A 17,350-nucleotide genomic window follows, 5' to 3' on the forward strand; every position below is an offset into this window, starting at 1 on the left:
GACACAACAAGATGTCTGCACAACTCTCCCAGAACCTGCTGTTGACGGTGCCGCTGGCACCGCTCGCGGGCGCCATCGTCGCCGGCTTCTTCGGCAAGACGGTGGGCCGCCGCGGCTCGCACATCGTCACCATCCTCGGCGTGCTGATCGCCTTCATCCTGTCGGCCCAGACGCTGTACAGCGTGGCTGTCGATGGCGCGCGCTTCAACGCCACCATCTACGAGTGGATGACGCTCGGCCCCTTGAAGATGGAGGTCGGCTTCCTCATCGACGGCCTGACGGCGATGATGATGGTGGTCGTGACCTTCGTGTCGCTGATGGTGCACATCTACACCATCGGCTACATGGAAGAGGACGACGGCTACCAGCGCTTCTTCTCGTACATCTCGCTGTTCACGTTCAGCATGCTGATGCTGGTCATGAGCAACAACATGCTGCAGCTGTTCTTCGGCTGGGAAGCGGTGGGCCTGGTGTCCTACCTGCTGATCGGCTTCTGGTACAAAAAGCCGACGGCCATCTTCGCCAACATGAAGGCCTTCCTGGTCAACCGTGTCGGTGACTTCGGCTTCATCCTGGGCATCGGCCTGCTGGTGGCCTTCGGTGGTTCGCTGAACTACGCGGAGATCTTCGCGAAGTCCGAAATCCTGTCGCAGATGGTCTTCCCGGGCACCGACTGGGCCATGCTGACGGTCGCCTGCATCTGCCTGTTCATCGGCGCGATGGGCAAGTCGGCGCAATTCCCGCTGCACGTCTGGCTGCCGGACTCGATGGAAGGCCCGACGCCCATCTCCGCGCTGATCCACGCGGCGACGATGGTGACGGCCGGCATCTTCATGGTGGCGCGCATGTCGCCGCTGTTCGAGTTGAGCGACACGGCGCTGAACTTCGTCATGATCATCGGCGCGATCACGGCGCTGTTCATGGGGTTCCTCGGCATCATCCAGAACGACATCAAGCGCGTCGTCGCGTACTCCACGCTGTCGCAGCTCGGCTACATGACCGTGGCGCTGGGTGCCTCGGCCTACTCGGTCGCCGTGTTCCACCTGATGACGCATGCCTTCTTCAAGGCGCTGCTGTTCCTCGGCGCGGGTTCCGTCATCATCGGCATGCACCACGACCAGGACATCCGCAACATGGGCGGCCTGCGCAAGTACATGCCCATCACGTGGATCACGTCGCTGCTGGGTTCGCTGGCGCTGATCGGCACGCCGCTGTTCTCGGGTTTCTATTCCAAGGACTCGATCATCGAGGCCGTGCACGCCAGCCATCTGCCGGCTGCGCACTTCGCCTACTTCGCCGTCATCGCCGGCGTATTCGTGACGGCTTTCTATTCGTTCCGGATGTACTTCCTGGTCTTCCACGGCAAGGAGAACTTCCACCACAAGCCCTTCCCGGGCGAACACGACCATCACGACGACGACCATGGCCACGATGCGCATGCGCACACGCCGCACGAGTCGCCGGCCGTTGTCTGGGTGCCGCTGGTGCTGCTGGCCATTCCGTCGGTCGTCATCGGCTTCCTGACGATCCAGCCGATGCTGTTCGGCGACTTCTTCAAGGACGCGATCCTCGTCAACCTGCACGCCCACCCGGCGATGGAAGAGCTGAAGGAAGAGTTCCACGGTGCTGCTGCCATGGCGCTGCACGGCCTGACCACGCTGCCGTTCTGGCTGGCGCTGGGCGGTGTCGTCACGGCCTATGTGTTCTACATGGTCGCCCCCAGCATCCCGGCGACGCTGGCCCGCGTGCTGCGCCCGCTGATCATCGTGCTTGAGAACAAGTACTTCATGGACTGGTTCAACGAGAACGTGCTGGCCCGCCTGGCGCGTGCCCTCGGTACCGGCCTGTGGAAGGGCGGCGACGGTGCGCTGATCGACGGTCTCATCATCAACGGCTCGGCCCGCACGGTGGGCGGCATCGCCGGCCTGGTGCGTCGCCTGCAGAGCGGCTATCTGTACTGGTACGCCCTCGTCATGATCCTTGGCGTCATGGGACTGATGACCTGGCAGCTGTGGCCCTATATCAAGCCCCAGTTCACGGCCCTGTTCGGGTTCTGAGCGACGAGGCGGAGAACAAGAATGTTGCTGAGTCTTGCGATTTTTCTGCCCATCGTCTGCGGCGCCTTGCTGCTGGCGATCGGGCGTGATGACCAGAAGCACGCCGTGCGCTGGTTGGCGCTGGTGGCGGCCGTGGCGAGCTTTCTCGTCACCGTCCCGCTGGTTACCGGTTTCGATACGACGACGGCTGCGATGCAGTTCGTCGAGAACCAGCCCTGGATCGACCGCTTCAACATCCGCTACCACCTGGGCGTGGATGGCATCTCGATGTGGTTCGTGCCGCTGACGGCGTTCATCACGGTCATCGTCGTCATCTCGGCCTGGGAGGTCATCGAGACGCGCGTCAACCAGTACATGGGCGCGTTCCTGATCCTGTCGGGCCTGATGGTGGGCGTGTTCTCGGCGCTGGACGGCATGCTGTTCTACGTGTTCTTCGAGGCCACGCTGATCCCGATGTACATCATCATCGGCGTCTGGGGCGGCCCGAACCGCGTCTACGCAGCCTTCAAGTTCTTCCTGTACACGCTGGCCGGCTCGCTGCTCATGCTGATCGCGCTGCTGTACCTGTACTACCAGTCGGCCGGCAGCTTCGACATCCAGACCTGGCACAAGCTGCCGCTGACGGGCTCGGCGCAGACCTATCTGTTCTTCGCCTTCCTGGCCGCGTTCTCGGTGAAGGTGCCGATGTGGCCGGTGCACACGTGGCTGCCCGACGCCCACGTCGAGGCGCCGACCGGCGGCTCCGTCGTGCTGGCGGCCATCATGCTGAAGCTGGGCTGCTACGGCTTCCTGCGTTTCTCGCTGCCGATCGCCCCGGACGCCGCGCGTGAATGGGCCTGGCTCATCATCGCGATGTCGCTGATCGCCGTCGTCTACATCGGCCTGGTTGCGCTGGTGCAGAAGGACATGAAGAAGCTGGTGGCCTACTCGTCCATCGCGCACATGGGCTTCGTGACGCTGGGCTTCTTCGTCTTCAATGAGCTGGGCGTGTCCGGCGGCCTCGTGCAGATGATCTCGCACGGCTTCGTGTCGGGCGCGATGTTCCTGTGCATCGGCGTGCTCTACGACCGTGTGCATTCGCGTGAGATCGCGTCCTACGGCGGCGTGGTCAACACCATGCCCACGTTCGCCGCCTTTGCCGTGTTCTTCGGCATGGCCAACTGCGGCCTGCCTGCCACGGCCGGCTTCGTCGGCGAGTGGATGGTCATCCTCGGCACCGTGGGCGCCAATTTCTGGCTGGGCGCCATCGCCGCCACGGCGCTGGTCTTCGGCGCCGCGTACACGCTGTGGATGATCAAGCGCGTCTATTTCGGCGACATCGCCAACGATGACGTGCGCGCGCTGACGGACATCAACACCCGCGAGTTCGTCATGCTCGGCCTGCTGGCCGTCGCGACGCTCTACATGGGCGTCTATCCCAAGCCCTTCACGGACGTGATGCACAACTCGGTCACCGAGCTGCTCAAGCACGTCGCGCTCAGCAAGATCCCGGCCTGAGTTCCGAGCTAAAGGCAAGAACAATGAACGACATGAACTGGCTCGCGATCTATCCCGAGATCCTGCTGCTGGCCATGGGCTGCGTCGTGGCCCTGGTGGACCTGTGGGTCACCGACGAGCAGCGCCGCCCCACCTACTGGCTGACCCAGCTGACGCTGGTCCTCGTGGGCGCCATGCACTTCAGCTACTTCGACGCCGGCCTGACCGTCTACGCGATGCAAGGCATGGTCGTCGCCGATCCGATGGGCCATCTGCTGGCCGGCTTTGCCTGCATCGCAACGCTGATCACGCTGGTCTATGCACGCCCCTATGCCGGCGTGCGCGAGATGCTGAAGGGCGAGCTCTTCATCCTCAGCCTGTTCTCGCTGCTGGGCATCAATGTGATGCTGTCGGCGAACAACTTCCTGGTCGTCTACCTCGGCCTGGAGCTGATGAGCCTGTCGCTGTACGCACTTGTGGCCCTGCGCCGCGATAACGCCGTCGCGACCGAGGCGGCGATGAAGTACTTCGTGCTCGGCGCGCTGGCCAGCGGCTTCCTGCTGTACGGCCTGTCGATGATGTACGGTGCCACGGGTTCGCTGACCATTCCCGAGGTCTTCGACGTCATCTCCAAGGGCGCGCCCAACCGCGCCGTGCTGGTCTTCGGCGTCGTCTTCGTCGTTGCCGGCCTGGCCTTCAAGCTGGGTGCCGCACCCTTCCACATGTGGGTGCCGGACGTCTACCAGGGTGCCCCGACGGCGGTCACGCTGCTGATCGGCGCGGCGCCCAAGCTGGCCGCGTTCGCGATCACCGTGCGCCTGCTGGTCGAAGGCATGATCGGCCTGGCGGTGGACTGGCAGCAGATGCTGGTCGTGCTGTCCGTGCTGTCGCTGCTGGTGGGCAACCTGGCGGCCATCGCGCAGACCAACCTGAAGCGCATGCTGGCCTACTCGACCATCGCGCAGATGGGCTTCATGCTGCTGGGCATGGCATCGGGCGTAGTCAACAACAACACGCTGTCGGCCGCCAACGCCTACAGCTCGGCCATGTTCTACGCCGTCGCCTACGTGCTGACGACGCTGGGCACGTTCGGCATGATCATCCTGCTGTCGCGCCAGGGCCATGAGGCCGAAGAGATCAAGGACCTGGCCGGCCTGGCCAAGCGCAGCCCCTGGTTCGCGCTGGTCATGACGCTGTTCATGTTCTCGCTGGCCGGCGTGCCGCCCACCGTGGGCTTCTACGCCAAGCTGGCCGTGCTGCAGGCGCTGGTGTCCACGCACGTGCCGTTCTACCTGGGCCTGGCGGTGTTCGCCGTCGTCGTGTCCCTGGTCGGCGCGTTCTACTACCTGCGCGTCGTCAAGGTCATGTTCTTCGACGAGCCGACCGACACGGCCCCCATCGGCGCGCCCGGCGACGTGCGCTTCGTCATGTCGCTGAACGGCGCGGCGGTGCTGGTCTTCGGCCTGCTGCCCGGCGGCCTGATGGCGCTGTGCGCCCAGGCCATCGTGAAGGCGCTCGCGACCTGATGGATCGCGGCTGATGGACCAGTCCGCCGCTGTCTGGCTGGTCCTCGCCGCGGCCGTCGTCGCGGCCAACCTGCCTTACTTCAACGAGCGCCTGCTGCTGGTCGGCCCGCGTCCGCCGCTCAAGTCGGCGTGGTGGCGGCTGCTGGAGCTGGCGCTGATGGCCGCGCTGACCTTCGCGCTCGGCACCGCGCTTGAAAGCCGCATCGGCCAGCGCCACGAGCAGGGCTGGGAGTTCTACGCCGCGGCCGCCTGCCTCTTCATCACGCTGGGCTTCCCCGGCTTCGTCTGGAGATACCTGCGCCGTGGCCGAGGTTGACGAACATCTCGTCGAGCGCCTGCTCGACAGCCAACAGGTCTACCAAGGCCATTTTCTCGACGTGCGTCGCGACCGCGTGGGCCTGCCGGACGGCAGCACCGCGCACCGCGAATACATCCGCCATCCCGGTGCCGTCATGGTCGTGCCCTTGCTGGACGACGGCAGGCTCGTCATGGAGCGCCAGTACCGCTACCCGATGGCGCGCGTGATGCTGGAGTTCCCGGCCGGCAAGCTCGACGCCGGCGAGGACCCGCGCGTCTGCGGCCAGCGCGAGTTGCTGGAGGAGACCGGCTACAGCGCCGCCGAGTGGGCCTATGCCGGCGTGCTGCACAACGCCATCGCCTACTCCGACGAAGGCATCCACATCTACTTCGCGCGCGGCCTCACGCGCGGCGAGCAGAAGCTGGACGACGGCGAGTTCCTCGAGCTGGTCACGCACACCGCCGCCGAGCTGGACACGCTCGCCGCCCGCGGTGAACTGACCGATGCCAAGACGCTGATCGGCCTGCTGTGGCTGCAACGCTGGCAGCAGGGCGGCTGGCCGCTGGACTGGCAGCCCGCCTGAGACCTGTTGGAGCCTGTGCGCACCCCCGCGCGCTGGTGAAAAGACCCGTGCATGACCTCTGGCGAAGTATTGCCAGACCGTTAAGCTCAGCCGTTTGTAAGACGCTCGAACTTTGTCCTCTGAAGAAGGCTTTTCCATGACGCGTGCAACGCCGATCCTGACCGCCCTGACGCTGGCACTGACCCTGGCCCTGACCTTGACCGCCTGCGGCAAGGGTGGCAAGCCCGACGAGGCCAAGGCCGCTGCGGCCAAGCCGGTGGCGCCGCTGCTGCTGGCGCCCGAGGATCTGCGCCAGGTGGGTCAAAGCGGCCTGATCGGTGCACCCGTCATCAACGGCGCCATCCAGCCGGCCCGACGCGCCGACCTGCGCGCCGAAGTGGCGGCCGTGGTGCTGCAGGTGGCCAAGGACAACGGCGAGCGCGTGCGCGCGGGTGATCTCATCATCCGCCTGGACCCGACCTCCATCCGCGACGGCCTGACGTCCGCCGACGAGGCGTTGCGCGCCGCGCAGCAGAGTTTCGAGCAGACCGAGCGCGTGCTGGTCCGCCAGCGCACGTTGAACCAGCAGGGCATGATTTCCATGCAAGGCCTGGAAGACGCCGAGGTGCGCCGCAACGCCGCCCAGAGCGAGCTGGCCGCCGCCAAGGCGCGTGCCGTCACGGCACGCCAGCAGGTCTCGCGCACGGAAGTCCGCGCACCGTTCGACGGCGTCGTCAGCGAGCGCAAGATCTCCGTCGGCGACACAGTGCAGATCGGCCGCGAGCTGATCAAGGTCATCGACCCGGCTTCGATGCGCTTTGAAGGCCAGGTTTCCGCCGACCGCCTGGGCGAGCTCAAGCTCGGCCAGCCGGTGGCCTTTCGCATCAACGGCTTCGGCGACGCCGAGTTCCGCGGCAAGCTTGCCCGCATCGACGCGGCCGCCAACGCGACGACCCGCCAGGTCGAGCTGATCGCCGAGTTCAACGACCGCGCCAAGGCGCCGCAGGTGGCCGGCCTGTACGCCGAAGGCCGTGTCGAGAGCGCCGATCGCCGTGCGCTGGTGCTGGCCGAAGGCTCGGTGCAGCGTCAAGGTGACACTGCCTTCGTCTGGAAGGTCGCCGGCAACCAGCTGAAGAAGGTCGGCGTGACGCTGGGCGAGCGTGACGACCGTCGCGGTGAAGTCGTCATCGCCTCGGGCCTGGCCCTGGGTGACGAGGTGCTTCGCGCACCTTCCAGCACCCTCGTCGACGGCGCGCCGGTCCAGCGCGTCGCCGCCGGTGCGGGCGCCGCGTCGGCCATCCCGCCGACCACGACGGCCAGCAAGTAACCGCAAGGGGTCTTCATGTTCCTCTCCAACTTCAGCATCAACAGGCCCGTCGCGACCGTCGTCATGGTCATCGGGCTGATGCTGGTGGGCCTGCTGGCGCTGTCCAAGCTCAAGGTCAACCAGTTCCCCGAGGTCGAGCCACCGGTGCTCGTCATCAACATCCCCTATCCGGGCGCGTCGCCGGAGACGGTGGAGCGCGAGGTGGTCAACCGCATCGAGAAGGCGTTGCAGAGCATCTCCGGCGTGGACCGCTCCAACTCCACGTCGCGCGAAGGCAGCGCCACCATCGTGCTGGTGTTCGACTTCTCGAAGAACATGATCGAGGCCGCCGACGAGGTGCGCAACGCGATTGCATCGGTGCGCTACAAGCTGCCGACCGAGATCCGCGAGCCCATCATCACGCGGGCAGACCCTGGCGCCCAGCCCATCCTGCAGCTGTCGCTGTCCAGCACGACGCTGACGCATGCGCAGCTCAGCCGCCTGGCCGAGGACAAGCTGGCCGAGCGCTTCCGCGGTATCACGGGCGTGTCCACGGTGGGGGTCAACGGCGCGCTCAAGCGCGAGCTGTCCATCCTGCTGCGCGCCGAGAAGCTGCGCGAGTTCGGCGTCTCCGTCACCGAGGTGCTGAGCGCCGTGCGCCTGCAGAACACGACGGCGCCGGTCGGCAAGGTGCGTGGCGCGCTGGAAGACCAGAGCATCCGCCTGCTGGGCCGCCTGGAGTCGCCGGCCGAGTTCGAGCAGATGATCATCAAGCGAAGCGCCGGCACCGTCGTGCGCCTGGGCCAGGTCGCCGAGGTGCAGGACGGCTTTGCCGAGATGACCGGCTACTCGCTGCGCAACGGCCGGCCCAACGTCGGCATCTCCATCACGCGCTCGCGTGACGCGTCGACCGTCAGCGTTGCCAATGACTCCCGCAAGCTGCTCAAGGAGATCGAGAAGGAGCTGCCCAAGGGCACGACGCTCGAGATCACGCAGGACGGCGGCAAGGACGCCGAGAACAGCCTGCACAACGTGACCGACGCGCTGGTGTTTGGCGCGGCGCTGACCATTTTCGTGGTCTACGCCTTCCTGAACAGCTGGCGCTCGACGCTGATCACCGCGCTGTCGCTGCCCACCTCCGTGCTGGCCGCCTTCATCGCCGTCTGGCTGATGGGCTTCTCGCTGAACTTCATGAGCCTGCTGGGCCTGTCGCTGGCCATCGGCGTGCTGATCGACGACGCCATCGTCGTGCGAGAGAACATCGTGCGCCACATGGAGCGCGGCAGCGACCGCGTGACCGCGGCGCGCGAGGGCACGGCCGAGATCGGCCTGGCCGTCGCCGCGACGACCTTCGCCATCGTGGCCGTGTTCGTGCCGGTGGCCTTCATGGGCAACGGCCCGGGCCAGTGGTTCAAGCCGTTCGCACTGACCGTGGTCGCGTCCGTCATCGTGTCGCTGCTGATCAGCTTCACGCTGGACCCGATGCTGTCGGCCTTCTGGGGCGACCCCCCGGGCTACCACCATGCCGAGAAGAAGGGCTTCAGCAAGGTCTTGAAGGGCTTCAACGAATGGTTCGACGGCGTCGCCAACAACTACGGCCACGTCATCGCCTGGGCGCTGCACCACCGCCGCTGGATGGCTGCATTTGCGGTGGCCAGCTTCGTCGGCGCCATCGCGCTGCAGGCCACAGTCGGCGGCTCCAGCTTCCTGCCGCAGGCCGACGCCGGCTTCCTGGCCGTCGAGGTGCGCAGCCCCGCGTCCAGCAGCCTGGACTATTCCAAGCTCAAGCTCGACGCCGCCGCGGCCCTGGCCGCGACCATGCCAGAGACCAAGGCGACGACCTCCTATCCCAACGCCGCCGGCGGCCGCATCTATGTCGACATCGGCAAGAGCACCGAGCGCCAGCGCTCCGCGGCCGACGTCGCCAAGGACTTGCGCGAAAAGGTCGCCCGCCTGGTCGGCGCCGAGTACGTCGTGCTGGACGACCTGAACAACGGCGCGCAAAAGCCCGTGCAGATCCGCTTCTTCGGCACCGACACGCGCAAGCTGCAGCAGATCACGCAGGACTTCCAGAAGACCATGGCTGGCATCAAGGGTGCCGTCGACATCGGCTACTCCGAGCAGGACCCGCAGAACGAGCTGCAGATCGAGCTGGACCGCAGCCTGGCCAACCAGATGGGCATCTCGGTCAACGATGCGGCTCAGGCGCTGCGCGTGGCCTTCGCCGGTGTGGAGGCCGGCGACTGGGTCGACCCGACCGGCGAGACGCGTGACGTGTCCATCCGCCTGCACCCGGCCGACCGCGTCGACGCAGCCAACATCGAGCGCCTGCCCATCGCCGTGACCGGCACCAACCGCATGGTGCCGCTGGACCAGATCGCCACCGTGACCATGGGCAAGGGCCCGGGCCAGATCCAGCACGGCGACGGCAAGCGCACCATCACGGTCAGCGCCAATGCGCAGGGCCGCTCGTCGGGCGAGATCACGGCCGAGGCCAAGAAGCTGGCCGAGAAGATCGACTTCCCGCCCGGTTTCGGCATCGAGCTGGCCGGCGCCGCGCGTGACCAGCAGGTCGTCTTCACGGCCATGATCACGGCGCTGCTGTCCGGCATCGCGCTGATGTACTTCGTGCTGGTCATCCAGTTCAACAGCTTCACGGCGCCGCTGGGTGTCATGCTGTCGCTGCCGCTCTCGCTGATCGGTGTCGTGCTGGCGCTGATCCTGACCCGCGGCACGCTGAACCTGATGAGCCTCATCGGCGTCATCATGTTGATGGGCCTCGTGGCCAAGAACGCCATCCTGCTGCTGGACGCGACGCGCCAGGAGGAGGCGGCCGGCGTGGACCGTGAGGAGGCGCTGATGCACGCGGGCCGCAAGCGCTTCCGGCCCATCCTGATGACGACGCTGGCGCTGATCGCCGGCATGATGCCGGTGGCCATCGGCGTGGGCGAGGGCGGCGAGTTCTACCGCCCGATGGCCGTGGCCATCATCGGCGGCACGATCACGTCGACCTTCCTGACGCTGCTGATCGTGCCGACCTTCTACGACAGCATCGAGATCGCCCGTGACCACGCGCTGGCCAAGTTCCACCGGCGTGCGCCGCGGTTCACGATGGTGGGCGCGTTCGTGCTGACGCTGATCGAAGCCGTGCTGGCCCTGGTGATGGTGCGCTTCGTGTTCCGCCTGATCGTGAAGCTGGGCCGGTTTGCCACCGGCCGCCGCGTCACGGTGACACCAGCCGCCCAGGGTTGAGTAGGTCAAGCGGGTCCAGCGCCCGCTTGATCGCCCGCATCAGTGCGAGGGCCGTCGGGTCCTTGCGCTCGGCCAGCTCGTCACGCTTGAGCCGGCCGATGCCGTGCTCGGCCGAGATCGAGCCGCCGCGCTGCTGCACCGCGTCGTAGACCAGCGCGTTGATCGCCGGCTCGTGCGCGGCCAGGAACTCGGCCGGCGCGACCTGGGCCGGTGCCTGCACGTTGTAGTGCAGGTTGCCGTCACCCAGATGGCCGAAGTCGATGACCTCGATGCCGGGCAGATAGGCCGCCAGCGCCGCGTCCATCTCGGCGACGAAGCCGGGAATGGCGGATACCGGCAGCGAGATGTCGTGCTTGATGTTCAGCCCCGCCTGGGCCTGGGCCAGCGGGATGGATTCGCGCAGATGCCAGAACGCCTTGGCCTGCTGGATGTTCTGCGCGATGGCCGCGTCCTGCACGCTGCCGCGCTCGACGCCAGCCTCCAGCAGGCCTTCGAACACCGCGCGCGCATGCTCGGCGCTCTCGGCGTCGGACAGCTCCAGCAGCACGGTCCATTCGGCGCCCTGCAGCGGCTGCGCCAGTTGCGGCAGCTCGCGCGCGACCAGCGCCAGCGAGGCCCGGTTCATGACCTCGAAACCGGTCAGCGCATCGCCCGCCCGTTCTCGCGCCAGGCTCAGCAGCGCCACCGCATCTTCCAGCGTGCTGCATGCGGCCAGCGCGGTCAGCCGGTCCTTGGGGCTCGGGTACAGCTTCATCGTTGCGGCGGTGATGATGCCCAGCGTGCCCTCGCTGCCAATGAACAGGTCGCGCAGGTCGTAGCCGGTGTTGTCCTTGCGCAGGCCCGACAGGCCCTGCCAGATGTCGCCGGTCGCCGTGACGACCTCCAGCCCCAGGCACAGCTCGCGCGCATTGCCATAACGAAGCACCTGCGTGCCGCCGGCGTTGGTCGCCAGGTTGCCTCCCAGCGTGCACGAGCCCTCGGCCGCCAAGCTGAGCGGGAAGAGCAGGCCGGCGCCGGCAGCCGCGGCCTGCACATCGGCCAGCACGCAGCCGGCCTCGGCGGTCAGGCTGGCATTGGCAACGTCGATGGCACGGACGCGCTTCATGCGCGACAGGCTCAGCACCAGTTGGCCGCCGCTGTCGTCGGGCGTGGAGCCGCCCACCAGGCCCGTGTTGCCGCCTTGCGGCACGACCGGCACGCGGTGCGCGTGGCACAGCCGCATCACCCCGGCCACCTCGGCGGTCGATGCCGGTCGCGCGACGGCCAGCGCCTTGCCGGCGTAGCGCTTGCGCCAGTCGTTCTCGTAGGCTGACAGGTCGCCGCCGACCAGCAGCCCAGCCTCGCCGAGCTGCTCTTTCAACGCGGCGAGAAGGTCTTTCATGCCAGTTTCGCGGCCTTCAGCCGCTGACGGATCTGGGCCGTGCAGGCCACGAAGATGACCACGCCCAGCACCACTTCGGCCAGCGCCAGCCACTGGCCGCGCCCCGCCTCGCTGGTGGAGCGCACCAGACCTTCCAGCACGTACAGCCAGATGGCCAGCGCCAGCCAGCGGTAGGTGTACATGCGGTAGCGCCACAGGCCGAGTGGTGCAGCCAGCAGCGGCAGCGCCTTCACGGCCAGCGTGCCGCGGCCGGTCGGGGCCAGCCACAGCTCCCAGGCCAGGCACAGCAGGATCAACGCCACGGTGGCACCCAGTGCGACGTTGCGCGACAGGCGCTCGACGGCCGTGGGTTCGGTTCTTTGAGGGAGCGTTTCGAGAGCAGGGGACATAGCTGCGGCATCATAGAAGCCATGTCCCTTGCACCCGTTCCGCCGACGCCGCCCGACAACCCCGACGCGCCACTCGCCCGCAACCCCATCGCCTTCGTCAGCGACGTCATCACCGAGCTGCTGGCCTGGCCCTGGCTGCAGACGCTGCACACCTTCCGCCAGCGTTTTCGCGAGGAGAAGCTGGGTCTGACGGCCGGCAGCCTGACGTTCACGACGCTGATCTCGCTGGTGCCGCTGCTGACCGTCATGCTGGCGCTGTTCACGGCCTTCCCGATGTTCTCCAACTTCCAGTCGGCGCTGGAGCAGTACTTCCTGAAGAGCCTGATCCCGCCCAACATCGCCAAGCCGGTGTTGGGCGCGCTGACGCAGTTCGCGGCCAAGGCCAACAAGCTGGGTGCAGTGGGCCTGGTGGTGCTGGGCGTCACGGCGCTGGCGCTGATGCTGACCATCGACCGCACGCTGAACGCCATCTGGCGCGTAAAGCGCCCGCGGCCCATGGCCCAGCGCGTGCTCGTCTACTGGGCCGCGCTGACGCTGGGCCCGCTGCTGCTGGGCGGCAGCCTGACGCTGACCAGCTATGCGATCAGCGTCGGCCAGGGCTTGTTCACGAAGATGCCCGGCAACCTGGCCGCGCTGCTGGGCGGCGTCGACATCGTGCTGCTGGGCCTGGCGATGGCGGGGCTGTTCCATTACGTGCCCAACACCCATGTGCGCTGGCGCCACGCGCTGATCGGCGGCGTCTTCGTGTCGGTCGGCTTCGCGCTCGCCAAGTCGCTGCTGGCCTGGTACGTGAAGCAGGTGCCGACCTATTCGACGCTGTACGGCGCCTTCGCCACCGTGCCCATCTTCCTGGTCTGGATCTACCTCGGCTGGGTCATCGTGCTGCTGGGCGCCATCCTGGCGGCCAACACGCCCAGCCTCACGGGCCGGCTGCACCTGCGCCCCGATGTGCCGGGCCAGCCGATGGGCGTGGCGCTGGAGGTGCTGCGCGAGCTGTGGCGCGTGCGTGAGGCCGGCCAGCAAGGCTTGTCGCATCTGGGGCTGGCCAGCGCCTTGCGCGTCGACCCGCTGCAGTTGAGCCCTGTGCTCGACAAGCTGCTGGCCATGGACTGGATAGGCCGGCTGGAAGAGGAGGGCGCCCAGCGCCTGGTGCTGCTGTGCGCGCCCGAGCGCACGCTGGCCGCGCCGTTGCTGGCCGCCTTCCTGGCGCAACGTGAAGGGCTGCTTGGCAACCTTTGGGTGCAGGGGCAGTGGACCCAGCTGCCGCTGGATCGCCTCTTGCTCACTGAGGCTGGAAACCCCCGCCCTTGATGATGCGGGCCCAGGCCGCCGAATAGGCCCGCTCTCGGGCGCCCAACTGGGCCGCGCTCATCATGCCGACCGACAGGCCCAACTCCGTCAGCCGGGCCTTCACGCCGGGCTGTGCGATGACGCCGGCCAGCGCGTTCGAGAAGCGCTCCAGCACCGAGGGTGACGTGCCCGCCGGCGCGAAGACGCCGTAGTAGGGCAGGTCCTCGAAGCCCGTGATGCCCAGCTCGGCAAAGGTCGGCACGTCCGGCAGCACGCCCTGGCGCTGCTGGCCCATGACGGCCACGATGCGCAGCTTCTTCTGCTGGTGGTTGACGATCAGGTCGGGCACCGAACCCACGCCGGCGCTGATCTGGTTGCCCAGCATGTCGGCAATCATCGGCGCGCTGCCGCGGTAGGGCACGCTCAGCAGGTTCAGGCCGTTCTTCTCGCCCAGCAGCTTGACGAGGAATTCGGGCACGGAGGCCGGCGCCGGCACGCCCACGCTGCCCTGGCCGCCTTGCTTCTTCACCCAGGCGACGTACTCCGGCAGGCTGGCGGCCGGCGTGCCGCCCGACAAGGCCAGCGCGTTCGCGAAGGTCGCGAAGCCCGCCACCGGCACGAAGTCCTTGGCCGGGTCGAAGCCCGGGTTCTTCAGCACCAGCGGCAGGATGGAGATGGTGTGGTCGTGGCTGACGAAGAAGGTGGTGCCATCCGGTGCCGCGGCCTTCAGCGCCTGCGCGGCAATCTGGCCACCGGCACCGGGCTTGTTGTCGACCAGCACCGTCGTGCCCAGCGACGCCTGCAAGGCCTCGGCCAGCAGCCGCGCGATCGCGTCGGTGCCACCGCCGGCAGGGAAGCCGACGAGCAGGCGGATGGGCTTGTCCTGGGCTTGGGCAGCAAAGGGCAGGGCGGCCAGCGCGGCCAGGGCGGAACGGCGGTGGATCATCGGCGGGCTCCTTGTTGGACCCGCGCAAGTCTACGGGTGCAGGACCACCAGCAGCGCCGTCGCGGCGGACTTGCCGACGTTGCGTATCGCGTGCGGCCCGTCCACCGCATAACGCGCCGTCTCGCCGGCCTTGAGCTTGCTCGTCACGCCCTGGGCGCTGACTTCCAGGCTGCCGGTCAGCACGCTCAGGTGCTCGCGCGAGCCGGGCTCGTGCGCCTGGCTGTCCAGCACGCCGCCCGGCTGCACGCTCAGCTCGTACCACTCGAACTGACCCGCCAGCTCGATGGGGCCCAGGATGCGCAGCTTGCACAACCCGTCGGGGCTGGTCAGCCCCGGCGTCGCATGGGCCGCCACCGTTTCAATGGCCGGCGTGGCGGCGCGCTCACCACCCAGCAGCTCGCCCATGTCCACGCCCAGCGCGTTGGCCAGCCGCCAGACCACGGCCACCGTGGGATTGGCCTGGTTGCGCTCGATCTGCGACAACATGGACTTGCTGACCCCGGCCCGCTTGGAGAGATCATCCAGCGACAGGCCACGGCTGCTGCGCAGTGCCTGCAAGGCGGCGCCGACGCGCGGTGGTTCCATGTCTGTCGTGGGCTTGTTCATGTTGACGGCGATAGACGTTTTTCGGATACTGCACGAAAGTTCGATATATCGAACAAGTTCGATTTACAGGATTGTGCATCAGGAGCACGTTCATGACCCAGGCTTTCTATTCCCATCTGCAGACCGAGCTGGACGGCATCCGCGCCGCCGGCCTGTTCAAGGCCGAGCGCATCATCACGACGCCACAGGGCGCAGTCGTCAAGACGGCAGACGGCCGTGAGGTCATCAACCTGTGCGCCAACAACTACCTCGGGCTGTCGTCGCACCCGCAGGTGATCGAAGCCGCGCACGAGGCGCTGCGCACGCACGGCTTCGGCCTGTCGTCGGTGCGCTTCATCTGCGGCACGCAGGACCTGCACAAGGAACTGGAAGCCCGCATCGCCCGCTTCGTCGGCTGTGAGGACGCCATCCTCTACGCCGCAGCGTTCGACGCCAACGGCGGCCTGTTCGAGCCGCTGCTGGGCGAGCAGGACGCCATCATCAGCGACGCGCTGAACCACGCGTCCATCATCGACGGCATCCGCCTGTGCAAGGCGCAGCGCTGGCGTTACGAGCACAACGACCTGGCCGACCTGGAGCGCTGCCTGCAGGAAGCCAAGGAGAAGGGCGCGCGCTTCAAGCTGGTCTTCACCGACGGCGTGTTCTCCATGGACGGCACCATCGCCCAGCTCGACAAGATCCGTGAGCTGTGCGACCGCTACGACGCGCTGCTGGGCATCGATGAATGCCATGCCAGCGGCTTCATGGGCAAGACCGGCCGCGGCACCGCCGAGCACCGTGGCGTGTTCGGCAAGATCGACATCATCACCGGCACCTTCGGCAAGGCGCTGGGTGGCGCGTCGGGCGGCTTCACGGCCGCGCGCAAGGAGGTCGTCGAGCTGCTGCGCCAGCGCTCACGGCCCTACCTGTTCAGCAACACGCTGGCGCCCAGCATCGCCGGCGCCTCGCTGGCCGTGCTGGACCTGCTGGAAGGCTCGACGGCCCTGCGCGACAAGCTCGAAGCCAACACCGCCTGGTTCCGCGAAGCCATCCAGGCCGCCGGCTTCGAGATCAAGCCCGGCACCCACCCCATCGTGCCCATCATGGTCTACGACGCGGTGAAGGCGCAGGAGCTGTCCAAGCGCATCCTGGAGCTGGGACTCTATGCCGTGGGCTTCTTCTTCCCCGTCGTGCCCAAGGGCCAGGCGCGCATCCGCGTGCAGATCTCGGCGGTGCACGAGCGTGAGCATCTTGAAAAGGCCGTTGCCGCGTTCACGCAGGCAGGCCGCGAGCTGGGTCTCGTCAAATGACCAGCAGCCCGCGCATCCTCATCATCGGCGCCAATGGCCAGATCGGCACCGAGCTGGCCACCGAGCTGGCCAGGCTGCACGGCGAAGAAGCCGTCATCACCAGCGACCTGAGCCCGCAGGGCCGCGTGCGCACGCTGCAGCACGAGGCGCTGGACGTGACGGACGCCAGCGCGCTGGCCACCGTCGTCAAGCGCCACCACGTCACGCAGATCTACCATCTCGCGGCGGCGCTGTCGGCCAACGGCGAGAAGCACCCGATGTGGGCCTGGGACCTGAACATGAAGGGCCTGCTCAACGTGCTGGAGCTGGCGCGCCACGAGAAGCTGGACAAGGTCTTCTGGCCCAGTTCCATCGCCGCCTTCGGCCCCAACACGCCGGCCGTGGACACGCCGCAGACGACCGTGATGGACCCGACCACCGTCTACGGCATCTCCAAGCTGGCGGGCGAGCGCTGGTGCGACTGGTACCACGCCAAGCATGGCGTGGACGTGCGCAGCCTGCGCTACCCGGGCCTCATCAGCTGGAAGACGCCGCCCGGCGGTGGCACGACGGACTACGCCGTCGAGATCTTTCACTCGGCGTTGAAGGAAGGCCGCTACACCTGCTTCCTGGAGGCGGGTCAGGCGCTGCCGATGATGTACATGCCCGACGCGCTGCGCGCCACCATCGAGCTGATGAACGCGCCGGCCGAGAAGATCAAGCAGCGCGGCAGCTACAACCTGGCCGGCGTCAGCTTCACGCCCGAAGGCATTGCCGCCAGCATCCGCCGCCGCCTGCCGCAGTTCACGATGGACTGCGTGCCCGATTTCCGCCAGGCCATCGCCGCCAGCTGGCCGCAGCGCATCGACGACAGCGCCGCTCAGGCCGACTGGGGCTGGCAGCTGCAGTACGACCTGGACGCGATGGTCGATGACATGCTGACTGAGCTGACACGCGAATTGAAAGTTGGCTGACAGCGGGCAGCCTGCCCCG

14 protein-coding genes are annotated in these 17,350 nt (G+C 67.3%); 10 read left to right on the forward strand and 4 right to left on the reverse strand.

All coding sequences use genetic code 11. From position 1 onward, the window contains the following. Positions 1-11 precede the first annotated feature (11 nt). The 7 genes from nuoL (at position 12) to AC1D29_RS05830 (ending at position 10,477) form a co-directional block, all read left to right on the forward strand. Positions 12-2,057 (forward strand): NADH-quinone oxidoreductase subunit L, encoded by a 2,046-nt coding sequence (gene nuoL / locus AC1D29_RS05800; protein WP_477895079.1) that lies wholly within the window; start codon positions 12-14, stop codon positions 2,055-2,057. Positions 2,058-2,078: 21 nt separating this feature from the next. Then, positions 2,079-3,554 carry an NADH-quinone oxidoreductase subunit M gene (locus tag AC1D29_RS05805; protein WP_477895081.1) on the forward strand — a complete coding sequence of 492 codons (1,476 nt, stop codon included), beginning with the start codon at positions 2,079-2,081 and terminating at the stop codon, positions 3,552-3,554. A 23-nt stretch (positions 3,555-3,577) separates the two neighbouring features. Then, positions 3,578-5,059, forward strand: coding sequence for an NADH-quinone oxidoreductase subunit NuoN (nuoN, locus tag AC1D29_RS05810; protein WP_477895083.1), 1,482 nt, complete (start codon positions 3,578-3,580; stop codon positions 5,057-5,059). Positions 5,060-5,072: 13 nt separating this feature from the next. Then, complete coding sequence (locus AC1D29_RS05815; protein WP_477895085.1) at positions 5,073-5,375, forward strand: DUF2818 family protein; 303 nt, start codon at positions 5,073-5,075, stop codon at positions 5,373-5,375. Beyond that, positions 5,362-5,940, forward strand: a complete 579-nt coding sequence (locus AC1D29_RS05820) for an NUDIX domain-containing protein (RefSeq protein WP_477895087.1) — start codon at positions 5,362-5,364, stop codon at positions 5,938-5,940. The genes AC1D29_RS05815 and AC1D29_RS05820 overlap by 14 nt, the downstream gene beginning before the upstream one ends. 136 nt (positions 5,941-6,076) lie before the next feature. Further along, complete coding sequence (locus AC1D29_RS05825) at positions 6,077-7,246, forward strand: efflux RND transporter periplasmic adaptor subunit (RefSeq protein ID WP_477895089.1); 1,170 nt, start codon at positions 6,077-6,079, stop codon at positions 7,244-7,246. 15 nt (positions 7,247-7,261) lie between these two features. Then, positions 7,262-10,477: an efflux RND transporter permease subunit gene (locus tag AC1D29_RS05830; protein WP_477895091.1), complete on the forward strand. Its 3,216-nt coding sequence runs from the start codon at positions 7,262-7,264 to the stop codon at positions 10,475-10,477. On the opposite strand, the gene AC1D29_RS05835 is transcribed toward AC1D29_RS05830, so the two are convergent. Both AC1D29_RS05835 and AC1D29_RS05840 read right to left on the reverse strand, forming a co-directional pair. After that, positions 10,449-11,858 (reverse strand): FAD-binding oxidoreductase, encoded by a 1,410-nt coding sequence (locus tag AC1D29_RS05835; RefSeq protein WP_477895093.1) that lies wholly within the window; start codon positions 11,856-11,858, stop codon positions 10,449-10,451. The two genes, AC1D29_RS05830 and AC1D29_RS05835, sit on opposite strands and share 29 nt — an antisense overlap. Further along, positions 11,855-12,247, reverse strand: coding sequence for a DUF2069 domain-containing protein (locus AC1D29_RS05840; RefSeq protein ID WP_477895095.1), 393 nt, complete (start codon positions 12,245-12,247; stop codon positions 11,855-11,857). The genes AC1D29_RS05835 and AC1D29_RS05840 overlap by 4 nt, the downstream gene beginning before the upstream one ends. Positions 12,248-12,268: 21 nt before the next feature. Between AC1D29_RS05840 and AC1D29_RS05845 the strand changes: the two genes are divergently transcribed. Next, positions 12,269-13,558, forward strand: a complete 1,290-nt coding sequence (locus AC1D29_RS05845) for a YihY family inner membrane protein (RefSeq protein WP_477895097.1) — start codon at positions 12,269-12,271, stop codon at positions 13,556-13,558. Here the strand turns inward: AC1D29_RS05845 and AC1D29_RS05850 are convergent. Continuing rightward, the gene (locus AC1D29_RS05850) at positions 13,530-14,483 is read right to left on the reverse strand and encodes a Bug family tripartite tricarboxylate transporter substrate binding protein (RefSeq protein ID WP_477895099.1); all 954 of its coding nucleotides are present in this window, start codon (positions 14,481-14,483) and stop codon (positions 13,530-13,532) included. The two genes, AC1D29_RS05845 and AC1D29_RS05850, sit on opposite strands and share 29 nt — an antisense overlap. 30 nt (positions 14,484-14,513) lie before the next feature. Beyond that, entirely contained in the window at positions 14,514-15,089 is a 576-nt protein-coding gene (locus AC1D29_RS05855; protein WP_477895101.1) for a helix-turn-helix domain-containing protein, read from the reverse strand. 92 nt (positions 15,090-15,181) lie between these two features. On the opposite strand from AC1D29_RS05855, the gene kbl reads away from it, so the two are divergent. Then, on the forward strand, positions 15,182-16,378 hold the full coding sequence (gene kbl / locus AC1D29_RS05860; RefSeq protein WP_477895103.1) for a glycine C-acetyltransferase: 1,197 nt from the start codon (positions 15,182-15,184) through the stop codon (positions 16,376-16,378). Continuing rightward, positions 16,375-17,331 carry an NAD-dependent epimerase/dehydratase family protein gene (locus tag AC1D29_RS05865; RefSeq protein WP_477895105.1) on the forward strand — a complete coding sequence of 319 codons (957 nt, stop codon included), beginning with the start codon at positions 16,375-16,377 and terminating at the stop codon, positions 17,329-17,331. Before kbl ends, AC1D29_RS05865 begins: the two co-directional genes overlap by 4 nt. Positions 17,332-17,350: the final 19 nt, after the last annotated feature.

The sequence above is a fragment of the Roseateles sp. P1_C6 genome (genome assembly GCF_056406315.1).